Below are 12,203 nucleotides of genomic sequence, written 5' to 3'. Positions count from 1 at the left end.
GCAGAGGATAGTCGCGGTAGGTCAGCTATGCAGCGAGCCGCGATCCGGGCCACGAAATTCCTATTTGCAGTTTTTGCAGATCGTCAGCCTTCGCCTCAGCGCCTTATCCTCCTCATCGAACGATGACTGGCCGGCGAGGCCTTTTGCTGTGCGTGAACCGGCAGGCGGCGTCACCTGACTGGCGGCGTCATTGTCATCGACGGTGCCTGCGCTGAAGCCATCATAGTCGGTGGCTGGAGTCTGCGCCGATGGAAGCCCGCCGATCACGGGTGGCGAAACCTCTCGGCCGGATGCCGCTGGCTGCTTCCTGGAATTTTTGGCACCCGCGCGCGGCGGAGATGCATCGGGCCGAGCAAGCGACACCGGAGGGGCAACCGACGTCTGTCCTCTCGCGCTGTCATGTGACCAGACGCCGGCAAACATGAGGCCGAGAGCCAGGAACGTCACGCGTCTCATCCGCATCCTCAAACAGCTTTGGTTCAATGGCCTGGTCGCGCCACGCCGCGGCGGACAATATCAGCAGCCCGATGGCCGTCAAAATTGGCCGAAATGGGGAACTCGCGCGTTCGTCGGACGGAACATGGTTCATGTAGGGTAACGATTTCGATCCCGCCTTGGGACGGGCGGTGAACTTCGAAGAAGAATTTAACGCTTGCGCCCTAATTTGCGCTCGCCATGAGTGACCAAGTCGTCCACAGCGAGGTTCAACCGTTTTCGGCGCGCGCGGCGCTGCCCTGGATGGTGAGCGTCGGCGTCTATGTCCTGCTGCTGATCCTCGGACCACGGCTGCTCAATGATCCCGACACCTACTCTCATATCGAGATCGGGCGCTGGATCATCGCGCATGGCGCGCTGCCGGAGAGCGACGCGTTTTCCTTTTCGATGCGCGGCGCGCACTGGATCACCTTCGAATGGCTCTCGGAGGTCATCTATGCCGGCGCCTATGCGCTTGGCGGCTGGCCGGGCGTCGTCGTCCTCGCCGCCGCCGCGATAGCGCTCGCCTTCGGGCTGCTCACCTTCTTCCTGCTGCGCGAGCTTTCGCCGACCCATACGCTGCTGATGGTGATCGCGGCCGTCATCCTGCTCGCACCGCATATGCTGGCGCGGCCACACGTGCTGGTGCTGCCGCTGATGGTGATCTGGGCAGCTGCCCTGGTGCGCTGCATGGATCGCGGAGGGCTTCCGCCATACTGGGCCTTGCCGTTGCTGGTGCTGTGGGCCAATCTGCACGGCAGCGTGATCCTGGCGCTTGGACTGATCGGCCCCGTGGGGCTCGAGGCGCTGCTGAACGCAAAGCGAAGCGAATGGCCGCGCGTCGTGCTGCGATGGCTGCTATTCACGGCTCTCGCGGTCGCCGCGGCCTGCCTGACGCCCCACGGGCCTGAGCCGCTGCTGATGCCGCTGACGACGCTCGGCCTCGGCCAGGCGCTCGGCTGGATATCGGAATGGCGACCGCAGGATTTCAGCCATATCAGCTTCTTCGAACTGCTGCTGCTGGGCGGCATCTTTGCGCTCTCGCGCGGCGTGACGCTGCCGGTCGTGCGGGCATTGGTGGTGATCGGCTTGCTCCATTTCGCGCTGGCGCAGATCCGCAATGCGGACCTGCTGGCGCTGCTGGCGCCGCTCTATCTGGCGGCCCCGCTCGGGCGGAAATTCGGCGGACCGGCCGGGGAGGATACGGCCGGCACGTCGCACGGCCTCGGTGTCGCCGCGCTCGGAGTGCTGGTCGTGATGAGCGGCGCGGCCCTGGCGCGCGACGTGCGGCCGGCTCCGATCATCACGCCTGCGGCTGCCATCGCTCAAGCCGACCTCGCCAGGACGGGGCCCGTGCTCAACGATTATTCCTTCGGCGGCTATCTGATCTTTGCCGGCATTCCCACCTTCATCGACGGTCGCGGCGAACTGTTCGGCGGGGCGTTCATCAACCGCTACAATCGTGCCGTGGCGCTGGTCGACCTCGGCGATTTTCTCAAGCTGCTTGACGACTACAAGATCGGCGCGACGCTGCTCACGCCGAAGACGCCGGCGGTCGCGTTGCTCGACCGGCTGCCCGAATGGCAGCGCGTCTACAGCGACGATGTGGCGGTCGTGCACAAGCGGCGAGATGCGCCGCAAAAATAGGTCAAGCGGTCCCGAAGGCGGCGTATTGGCCACCGAGCGACACGCCGCTGAGGGCATCTTCCAGACGCCGCGCCGGTTTGGTGTCCCAGGGGAGCAGCAGGAAATGGCGCGCGCCGATCTCGCGCAAGCCGCCCGCAGCCATCAACTTTCGCGTCGTGCCGGCACTGAGCAGGACGGCGTCCCGGTCGAACTCACAGCGCGCGACGGCAAGACGCGTCAACGGGTTGTACGGATTGTGCTCGATCACGCAGACGAGCCCCCCGGGGCGCACCACGCGCCGCATCTCGGCGATGAAATCCGGCCATTCGCGCGGCGCGATATGGTGCATCACGCAAACCGCCGTGACCAGATCGAAACTGGCGTCGTCGAAAGGAAAAGTGCGGCCGTCGAACTCGCGGTAGTCGACTGCACTGTTGTCAGCCCGAGCCTGCGCCAGGCTGGCCGACGAAACGTCGATGCCGTTCAAGCGGCCGACCATGCCGTGCAGCAGGGGATGAAGGCTGCCGACGCCGCAGCCGACGTCGAGCATTTCGGGCTTCTTCGCGTCCAGCCGCCGCGCGATCAGATCACGCAGCAGATCGGCTTTCGCGCGCATGAAGAAATGATGCGGCAGGCCGGAGAAGTCGATCGAGGATTGGACCACCTCACGATAATTGTCGTGATAGCCGTCGAAGAGTTCGGTCATGCGCCGGGTCACTCGTTGACGGCGTGGATCGCCGGTGCGTCCGCCGCCTCGTTGCGATCGAAGCCGGCTCGCGTCTGCACCACATAGAGCGGGCGTCGTTTCACCTCGGCATGGATGCGGCCGACATAAAGCCCGACGATGCCCGTCATCAGCATGTTGATTCCACACAGCAGGGACACGACGACGATCGTCGAGGACCAGCCGGTCACAAGGTGACTGTCCTGGCTGAGCCACAACACGACCACCCAGCCGCCGTAGAGCAGCGCGAGTCCCGAGACCGTCAATCCGCACCAGATTGCGAACCGCAGGGGCAGATCGGAAAAGCCGAGTGCGGCGTTCATCGCGAGCCGCACCATCTTGAGCAGCGGATATTTGGTCTCGCCCGCCGCGCGCTCGAGGCGGTGGAAGGCGACCTCGGTCTGGCGGAAGCCCAGCCAGGCGATCATGCCTCGTACGAAGCGGTCCTGCTCCGGCATCTGCCGAAGTGCGTCCAGCACCTTGCGATCGATCAGGCGGAAGTCGCCGACATCGGCGGGGATGCCGACCGAGGACATCTTGCCGAGTAGCCGGTAGAACAGATGCGCGGTCGCACGCTTGAACCGGCTTTCGCCTTCGCGCGACAGGCGGCGGGCGTGGACGATGTCGTTGCCCTCCTGCCATTTTGCGATCAATTGCTCGATCACTTCGGGCGGATCCTGCAAATCGGCATCCATCACGATGATCGCGTCACCTTGCGCGGCGTCCATGCCGGCGGTGATGGCGACCTGATGGCCGAAATTTCGCGACAGGCCGATATAGCGAAACCGCGGGTCGCGCGTGGCGAGCGACCGCAGCACGATCGAACTGGAATCGCTGCTGCCGTCGTCGACGAAGATCGCTTCGGCCGGCCCGTCGAGCCGGGACAATACCTGTTCGAGCCGGCGTAGCAGCACCGGCAGCACGGCTTCCTCGTTGAACACGGGGATGACGAGGCTGTAGCGGATCGATCTGAAACTGGCCGCCATGCGGAAGAGCCCAACTCGGTTCAAGGAGCGGGAGTTTAGTTCGTCGGTGGTTAAGGCGGCCTTGCCGCAACTGTTAAGGATCTAGGGCTCTGGGGCGATGCAGCCGGTCGACCCGCCCGAGAGCCGGGAGGCGCAGCCGGATGGTGACGCCCGATTAACCACGCTGTGCGGTCTAGGACCTGCGGCGGATCCTGTAGAGAACAAATCGCTCCGACGTGTCCAGCACCTCCAGCAGATCGGGAAGCGGGTTCGCGGCCGGCGGTCCAAGCATATAGAGATAGTCGTAATCCCGGTACCAGGTGCGGACAAAGGGCGGCACGTCTGCAGGCGGCTGGCTGGTCGCAATCGCGGCAAGCAGGTCTGCCGGCACCGGTCCTCCGTAGGGAATGGCAAGACGGCGCACGGTCTCGCGCGCCCGCACCGGCTGCTTGCCCGCTTCCGTGAATAAATTGGGCACGAACGCGTTGGCATAGTGCACGGCCAGCGTTGGCGCATAATACATGGGATACGAGGTCAGGTCGGCGAAGGGCGGATCTCCATTGTCGCCCGTGCTGCCGACGAGGACGCGTGAGCCGCGATCGATCTTGTCGAACGAGGCGACGATAGCCGCAAAGTCGGCGCGGTAAGGCAGCCACACCGCGAGCACGACGGCGAGGTTGACCAGGATGACGCCGCTGATCGCCGCGAGCGCCGCCATTCGCCATGCCCGGCTGGGCAGCGACAGCGAACAGAATGCCGGCAGGATCAGTGCCGCTGCGGGAATCATGCGGAGGTCGACAAACGAGGTTCCAAACAGCTTCGAGGGAATGGCCACGTAGAGGAGCGCAAAGCCGATCGCGATCCAGATACCGGCTGCCTCGAGCTTGAGAAAGCCACGTCTTGCGGCGAAGAGCAGCGCGATCATCAGCACCAGCCCGGTCGTTGCCGCGACCGTCAGATTATAGCCGTTCATGATGCGGAGCGGCCAAATCGGCTTGAATTCGAGGAACCAGTTCGTGCCTTTGCTTCCGATCGAGCCTGCGGTCATGTGCATGACCCCGAATAGAGCCAGCGCCGGCATGGCCAGCGCGCCGAGCCGTACCGCTGTGTCGCGGTACGATATCCGCCGGTGGCCGATGCGCCAGAGCTCGTAGAGGCCAAGCGTCGCGCCGTAGATGCCGAGCGAAAAGAAATGCGCCGCATACAGGGCGGCGACAAAGACCACGTTGGCAACGAAACGCAGCGGCCATGGGCCATCCGCCAGCATCAGATAGACGGCGATGCCGCAGAGCGCGAGGCCCAGTCCGAACTCGAAGTTCACGAAGCCCCAGCTGAACGGCAGGCAGTAAAGGAAGGCGAGCGCAGCGAAGCCGGCGAGATGGACCCGTCCCTTCCGGGCCCGTTCGAGCAAAAGCGCGCCCCCGACTATCAGGAATTGGCTCAGCAGCAGAAACAGCCGTGTGGCGTTCTCGACGCTCATCAGCCGCGCCAACTGCGGGACCAGCAGATCCATTCCAAGGTTGGGATAGAACGCCCAGGCCACCTCGTAATGCGGATTGGCGCTGGGGGTGCCGTTCTGGCTCAGAATATACATGCGGGCGAGGTGATTGGGATAATCGACCATCGCGGGAATAGGGGTCAGCAGCACCGGCAGGAACGAGACGGCCGCCAGCACGGCAAGAACGGTGATCGCCACGGATCGGTCCGAGCCAGGACGCGCCCGGATTGTCAGGATTGGCCTATCGGAAGTCACCATGTCGGGCCGCGGGATTTGAGTTTACGCTCTTGGCGCAAGAGCACGACACAATGCCATAGCGCGAACATCGTAAAGAACAAGCGTCACGCAGCAATTGAGCGTCGTTGCCTTGCGCTCAACATCAGGGAAACGGAAACTCCGCCGTGTTTGGGCCGTCGCATTAACGGAGGGGCAATTTTACCCCGCTAGCGTGGCAAGTGCGCCTTGGCATGGGTCCCGGCTCATGGCCTTCAATCTCATCTCGCGTCGCTCTACTCATTCTCCTCCAACGCGCGCCGCAGCCTGCGGATGATGACGCCGCGGGCGCGGTCGTCGGCGGCGGCCGCGACCTTGTCGCTGATGTCGAGCATCAGCTCCGACCTTTCGTTGTGCCAGTCGAGATGCGTGACGGCCTCGGGCGCCAGCCGGCGGCGATGGTCGACGTCGAGCACGCGCGGCTCGGGCGCCTCGAGCTCGTAGATGTCGTCGAGCAACGGCTGATAGATCTTTGCGGCCGGAAGAATGCGTTCGCCCAGCCGTTCGGCAAGACCGGCGATCGCATCCTGTTCGCCATGGGTGAGGAACAGGCCGCGGGCGATCGGGCGGCGCGCCGCGATCCAGCCGGCGATGCCGACGGCATCGGCATGTCCGGAATATTCGTCGATCACCCGGATGCGTGCGGCGACCCTGATCTCCTCGCCCTGGATCCGCACGGCCTTGGCGCCATCCTGGATGAAGCGGCCGAGCGTGCCGTGCGCCTGGAAGCCGCAGAGGAGCACGGTCGCGCGCTCGTTCCAAAGCCAGCGCTTGAGGTGATGGCGGATGCGGCCCGCGTCGCACATTCCGCTGGCGGAGATGATGATGTGAAAGCCGGTCAGGCGCATGATAGCCTTGCTCTCGGCAACCGTCTCGGTGAATTTGAGATGCGGAGAGTTGAGGAGGCGATCGACGTCGACGCTGGAATCGAGGCTCGCGGCATGCTGGCGAAAGACTTCGGTCGCATGGATCGCGAGCGGGGAATCGAGGAAGATCGGCGCCGCCGGAACTTCGCCGCGTTCCATCAGGTGTACGATATCAACGATCAGCTCCTGGGTCCGCTCGACCGCGAAGGCGGGGATCAGAAGGGCACCCTTGGCCGCGGCCGCGTCGCGGATCTCGCTTGCGAGGTGTTGCCGGCGTTGTTCGGGCGTCGTGACTGCGCGCACGCGGTCGCCATAGGTGGACTCGCAGATGACATAGTCGAGGTCCACCGGCGCCTGGGGATCGGGCTGGAGCAGCTTTGCTTCTGGCCCGACGTCGCCCGAGAGCAGGACGCGCAACGGGCGTTCCCGGCCGTCCCGGTCGAATTCCAGCTCGATCGAGGCGGAGCCGAGCAGGTGGCCGGCGTTCCAGTAGCGCGCGCGGACGCCGGGGATCACCTCGGTCCAGCGCTCATAGTCGATCGGGCGGAACGATTGCAGCGATGCCGTCGCATCCGCCTGCGTGTAGATCGGGGCGACCTCCTTCCGTCGGCGCGCCACATTGCGCCGGTTGAGCTGCGTGACCTCGGACTCCTGGATGCTGCCGGCGTCCGGCAGCATCCAGGAGCAGAGGTCGATCGTGCCGCGCGTCGCGATGATCGGGCCGTCAAAACCCTCGCGCACGAGCTTCGGCAGCAATCCGCTGTGATCGATATGGGCGTGCGTGAGCAGCACCGCCTGGATGTCGGCGGGCCGGAAGGGAAAGGCGCCGTAGTTGAGTGCCTTGAGCGTCTTCTGTCCCTGGAACAAGCCGCAATCGACCAGGAAGCGCCCCTTCGCGGTCTGGAACAGGTAGCTCGAGCCGGTCAAGGTGCGGGCGGCGCCGCAGAATCGAACAGTCACGCTCATGTCGTCGTCTCCGGCGGAGGTGTCGGGTTGAGCTCGCGCTCGAGGGTAGTGGCCAGAATTTCGTCGAGCGCGATCGCGTTGGTCGGATGCGGCACGCTGTCGCTCGAGCGAATGGAGCGGATGCCTGCATCGGCGAATGCGACGATCATCGCGGGCTGAAACAGCGCATGCGTCACGACCGAATCGACGGCGCTTGCGCCCATCGCTCGCAATGTCGTCGCTGCGACCATGAGCGTCGTCCCGGAGGAGACGATGTCGTCGACCATCAGCGCCGGCCGCCCCGCGAGCAGGGTGTCGTCGGCAAAGTCGATCTCAACGGAGCGGTCGCCGCGCCGCAATTTTCGCGCGACCGTGTGCTGCAAGTCCAGCCGCTTCGCGAGGTCTCGCACCCAAGGCTCGGATTCGGCATCGGGGCCGATCACGACGGTTGCCGGATCGATGCCGGCCTTCGCCAGCGTTTTCGCGATCGCCGGCATTGCCGACAGGTTCTCCGCCTCGATGCCGGGAAACACGGCGACGATGTCGGACGTGCGGTGCAGGTGCGCGTCCACGGTGACGACGCGATCCACGATCTCCGCAAGCAGAGCGCCCATGGCGTGCTGGCTGATGGCCTCGCCCGCATGAAACGCAATGTCTTGCCGCATGTAGCAGAGATAGGGGGCGACCAGGACCAGCCGCTTTGCGCCGCCGCGTCGCAGCGCCTCCGCGGCGAACCGCAGCGCGATCAGCTTGTCATTGGGTTGATCGAGCGCGGCATAGAGAATGGTGGTGTCGGCCGCCGGCGCGACCGTTACGCGCAGCTCGCCGTCCGGGAAGCGGTGCAGGCTGATCTCGTCGCAGGCAATCCCAAGCCGCGCCGCGAGACGCTTCGCGGCCTCGGTGCCGAACGGCAGGGTCTGGAACGCGACGGTGCTCACGACGCCGTCTTGCCCGGGAGGGCGTCGTGACCATCGACGGCGTAGCCGTTTTCCGCTGCCGCGGCGGAGGCTGCCAGATCATGCTCGGGCCGGTCGAAGGCGTAGACGCGATAGAGCGGCTCGCCCTGCTCGACGCGGTCGCCGATCTTCTTGAACAGGCGGATGCCGGCGCCCTTGTCCAGCGGTGCGCCGGCGGTGCGGGCGAGCCGGTTCAGCCGAAGACAGTCGATCGCGGACACCGTTCCGTCGTGCGCCGCCTTGACGTCGAAGCCAAGCGATCCCAGTTCGGTGCTGCATGTCGACGGTCCCTGGGCGTCGATGATCTTCTGCATCTGCTTCAGCGCCGCGCCGCTCTCGAGCAGCTCTCGCGCCCGCGCATAGCCGGCGCCGCCGCGCAGCTTCGGATCGTATTCCAGCAGATGGGCGGCCAGCCGCAGCGATTTCTCGCGCAGGTCGCGCGGGGCATCCGGATCGTTGCCGAGCACCGCCATCACATCATTGGCCTCGAGCACCGGCCCGATGCCGTTGCCGATCGGCTGGCGGCCGTCGGTCGTGATCACTTCGACCGTGCGGCCGAACCGGTCGCCGACGAATTCGAACAGCTTTCGCAGCCGCATGGCGTCGACGGCGCCGGTGACCTTCGCGGTCGGCCCGACCGGAATGTCGATCAGCAGGTGCGTCGAGCCCGCCGCGATCTTCTTGGACATGATGGAGGCGACCATCTGCTCGCGGGTGTCGAGGCTCAGCGGGCGCTCGACCGAGATCAGGACGTCGTCGGCCGGCGACAGGTTCACGTGTCCGCCCCAGATCAGGCAGCCGTTGCAGGCCGACACGATCGCCTTCATCTCCTCGACGCCGACGTTCACCCGCGCCAGAACCTCCATCGTGTCGGCGGTGCCGGCGGGCGAGGTGATGGCGCGCGAAGAGGTCTTGGGGATCGGCAGGCCGTGCGCGGCGACGATCGGCACCACCACCATCGAGGTGCGATTGCCGGGAATGCCGCCGATGCAGTGCTTGTCGACGACGACAGGGTCCGGCCACACCAGCTGCGTGCCGGCCTGGGCCATCGCCCCGGTGAGGGCCAGGAGTTCATCGCTGGTGATGAAGCTCGCCGAACCGATCAGGAAGGCGGCGATCTCCATGTCGGAGTAGCGATAATGCGCGAGGTCGTTGATGATCGCGCTGATCTCGGCCTGGCTCAGGGTTCGGCCGTGGATCTTCGCGCGCACCGCTTCGAGACTCTCGGGCGGCGTGGCGGGCGTCACCGTGACCAGCGCGCCGACCGGTTCGGCGAAACGGTGGAATGCGGGCTCGGAGAGGCCGATCTCGTCCTGGGCGGCCAAGGTATCGTCGTCCGTGATCAGCAGCGTCGCCAGCAGTACCTTGCCATCGAGACGGAGCTCGACGCGGCTGAAGCCGCGAAAGATCTCCGCGCGCAATGCCTTGGATTGCCTGGAGATGACGACGACGTTCTCACGGCCGGTATCGAGGCGAACGCGGCGGATTTTCAGTTGGGAGTGCGGGATGTCTGCTTGCATGGACGGGCCGGCAGGAAGGAAGCTTGGCCTCCATGCTTAGCCGTCGCAGTCCCGCTGCTGTTGACCCAGATCATGGTCTGCCACGCTGGCAGGCCCGCGTGCCGTCGCGGTCTCGCCGATGTCAGAAGGTGCATCGGGCCGGAAGTTTGCCGGTTACTTCACAGCCGCGCTGATCGAGTTGAACTTGCCGCTGAGGAGTGCGCTGCCCGTGTTGTTCACGGCGGTGATGATCGCGAGCGCGATGCCGGCGGCGATCAGGCAATATTCGATGGCGGTGGCACCGGATTCATCGGCAAGAAATGACCTGAGCAAAGTCATCGTCAACTCCTGTTCATCCGTCCAACGTAGGCTGGTGCCGTTTTCGGAATGGTAAATTGATTCACTAAGTTTTCGCGGGCGCGTCAAAATGCAGGTCGGATCGTCCTTCCCTGCCGTTTCATATGTTGTCACCGATTGACTTAAGGCTTCGTCACACAATTGGCGCGGATTTGGTGATGTCGTCGTCTCGTCTCAGGACGGGATCGGGCGCTCCGGCGCGGCCTTTCCGGGGCGTTTCAGGGCCGATGCAATGCGTCCGACCAGATAGCTGACCACGCGCGGCTGCGCGCGCGCGGAGCTGCGGGCGAGGCGTTCTTGCTCGGCCGTGTCGTTCACGATGCCGATGTAGTTCTTTTTGGCGTCCTGCTGCTGCACGGGCCTGAAACCCCCGGATTCAATCGAGGGGCGACCATGCTGTGCATCGCGGGAACCGACGGTTAATTTTGTCTTCCGTACGATTACGGGCCGCCGCCGCAATCGAAGGCGGGCGCCGAAAACGATGGCACGGCTTAACGGATTGTTGAGCCTATTCCCAGGGCTGCTCGGCGACGGTGCGGAGGTTATGCCCGGCGCCGCGCTCACTTGCGACGAAGCTCAGCGTGCAGCGCCCGCAACATCGCGATGCGGGCGAACATCATCCAGCCGCCGCCCGTCTCGGCCGCGTTGATCAGGGTCTCGATCGCGGTCTGCCAGTGGCTCGCGTGCTGCGTATCCTCGGGCAGCCGCATGATGTGGTCGGCAGCCTCTTGCAGCGTCCGGAGCTTGCGCCCGCCGCGCATGGAAATGGGATCGTCGAACGCGGCCGACCAGGGCATGTCAGATCGGCCGATCGGCGAGGGGAGACATCACGGCGAGGTCGAAAGATGCCTGCTGCTAGCCAGCCTTCTTCGCCCGCGCCGGCGCGCGAACCGGCTTGTCGGCCTTTTTGGGAGCGGCTTTTGCCGCGACGTCCTTGCCGCCCTTGCCGGAGATCGGCAGCAGCATCTCGCGCTGGCCTTCGACGCGCTTCTTCGGCTTCTTGCCCTTGACGGTCTCCCTGACGGTCTCCTTGGCGACCTTCGCTGCGGGCGCGGCGTCCTTCTCGTTCGCGATGCTCTTCTTCAAGGCGTCCATCAGGTTGATGACGTTGCCGCCGGTCTTCGGCGCGGCCTTCGCGGTGATGGGCGTGCCGCTGCGCTTCTTGTTGATGAGGTCGATCAGCGCGGTCTCGTAATGGTCCTCGAACAGCTCGGGCTCGAACGCGCCGGACTTCTTCTCCACGATATGCTTGGCAAGGTCGAGCATGTCTTCGGTCAGCTTCACGTCCTGGATGTCGTCGAAATACTCCTTTTCGCCGCGGACCTCGTAGGGGTAGCGCAGCAGCGTCCCCATCAGGCCGCTCTCGAGCGGCTCCAGCGCGATGATGTGCTCGCGATTGGTCAGCACCACGCGGCCGATCGCGACCTTGTCCATGCTGCGAATGGTCTCGCGGATCACCGCATAGGCATCGTGACCGACCTTGCCGTCGGGCACGAGATAATAGGGGCGGATCAGATAGCGGTTGTCGATGTCGGCCTTCGGCACGAACTCGTCGATGTCGATCGTGTGCGTGGAGTCGAGTGCGATGTCGTCGAGCTCGTCCTTGGTGACCTCGATGTAGGTGTCGGTGTCGACCTTGTAGCCCTTGACGATGTCCTCGGAGGTCACCTCGTCGCCGGTCTCGGCGTCGACCTTGAGGTACTTGATCCGGTGGCCGGTCTTGCGGTTGATCTGGTTGAAGGAAACCTTCTCGGTATCCGAGGTGGCGGGATAGAGCGCGACCGGGCAGGTCACGAGCGACAACCGCAGAAAACCCTTCCAATTGGCGCGGGGGGCCATGGGCTACTCCAAACGCAACGGGGACAGACTTATGAAGATACCATCGGGGAACACCGAATCATACATGGCTCAGTACGGAATCTTGCAACTGCGTTAACCGACCGCTGGGCGTGCGGTTGCCAAATTGCGAGCGGCAAAAAGCCGGAACATCACATCCAATCACGCGTTGCCACGGGACATC

General features: G+C 64.7%; 12 protein-coding genes. 1 reads left to right on the top strand and 11 read right to left on the bottom strand.

What is annotated here, in order from left to right:
- Positions 1-60: 60 nt before the first annotated feature.
- Positions 61-456 (bottom strand): hypothetical protein, encoded by a 396-nt coding sequence (locus OC450_RS09385; RefSeq protein WP_262047730.1) that lies wholly within the window; start codon positions 454-456, stop codon positions 61-63.
- A 219-nt stretch (positions 457-675) separates the two neighbouring features.
- Here OC450_RS09385 and OC450_RS09380 point away from each other — a divergent pair, with 219 nt between their 5' ends.
- The gene (locus OC450_RS09380) at positions 676-2,121 is read left to right on the top strand and encodes a hypothetical protein (protein ID WP_262047729.1); all 1,446 of its coding nucleotides are present in this window, start codon (positions 676-678) and stop codon (positions 2,119-2,121) included.
- A 1-nt stretch (position 2,122) separates the two neighbouring features.
- Here OC450_RS09380 and OC450_RS09375 read toward each other — a convergent pair whose 3' ends face one another.
- From OC450_RS09375 to OC450_RS09330, 10 genes are all read right to left on the bottom strand, one after another.
- Complete coding sequence (locus OC450_RS09375; protein ID WP_211382938.1) at positions 2,123-2,806, bottom strand: class I SAM-dependent methyltransferase; 684 nt, start codon at positions 2,804-2,806, stop codon at positions 2,123-2,125.
- 8 nt (positions 2,807-2,814) lie between these two features.
- A complete protein-coding gene (locus OC450_RS09370) occupies positions 2,815-3,810 on the bottom strand; it encodes a glycosyltransferase family 2 protein (RefSeq protein WP_211382939.1) in 996 nt (331 codons plus the stop codon).
- A 172-nt stretch (positions 3,811-3,982) separates the two neighbouring features.
- Positions 3,983-5,545, bottom strand: a complete 1,563-nt coding sequence (locus OC450_RS09365) for a hypothetical protein (RefSeq protein WP_262047728.1) — start codon at positions 5,543-5,545, stop codon at positions 3,983-3,985.
- 251 nt (positions 5,546-5,796) lie between these two features.
- On the bottom strand, positions 5,797-7,392 hold the full coding sequence (locus OC450_RS09360; RefSeq protein ID WP_211382941.1) for an MBL fold metallo-hydrolase: 1,596 nt from the start codon (positions 7,390-7,392) through the stop codon (positions 5,797-5,799).
- Positions 7,389-8,309, bottom strand: a complete 921-nt coding sequence (locus OC450_RS09355) for a ribose-phosphate diphosphokinase (RefSeq protein WP_211382942.1) — start codon at positions 8,307-8,309, stop codon at positions 7,389-7,391. The genes OC450_RS09360 and OC450_RS09355 overlap by 4 nt, the downstream gene beginning before the upstream one ends.
- Positions 8,306-9,847: a thymidine phosphorylase family protein gene (locus tag OC450_RS09350; RefSeq protein WP_211382943.1), complete on the bottom strand. Its 1,542-nt coding sequence runs from the start codon at positions 9,845-9,847 to the stop codon at positions 8,306-8,308. Before OC450_RS09350 ends, OC450_RS09355 begins: the two co-directional genes overlap by 4 nt.
- Positions 9,848-10,000: 153 nt before the next feature.
- Positions 10,001-10,165 (bottom strand): Flp family type IVb pilin, encoded by a 165-nt coding sequence (locus OC450_RS09345; protein ID WP_211382944.1) that lies wholly within the window; start codon positions 10,163-10,165, stop codon positions 10,001-10,003.
- Positions 10,166-10,357: 192 nt separating this feature from the next.
- Positions 10,358-10,540, bottom strand: coding sequence for a hypothetical protein (locus OC450_RS09340; protein WP_211382945.1), 183 nt, complete (start codon positions 10,538-10,540; stop codon positions 10,358-10,360).
- A 203-nt stretch (positions 10,541-10,743) separates the two neighbouring features.
- A complete protein-coding gene (locus OC450_RS09335; protein ID WP_211382946.1) occupies positions 10,744-10,980 on the bottom strand; it encodes a hypothetical protein in 237 nt (78 codons plus the stop codon).
- 58 nt (positions 10,981-11,038) lie between these two features.
- Positions 11,039-12,022 (bottom strand): Ku protein, encoded by a 984-nt coding sequence (locus tag OC450_RS09330; protein WP_211382947.1) that lies wholly within the window; start codon positions 12,020-12,022, stop codon positions 11,039-11,041.
- Between the last annotated feature and the right edge of the window lie 181 nt (positions 12,023-12,203).

It is taken from the genome of Bradyrhizobium sp. Bra78, from assembly GCF_024519855.1.
GTDB classification, from domain to species: domain Bacteria; phylum Pseudomonadota; class Alphaproteobacteria; order Rhizobiales; family Xanthobacteraceae; genus Bradyrhizobium; species Bradyrhizobium japonicum_G.
This window is presented reverse-complemented; position numbering and strand designations above follow the sequence as displayed.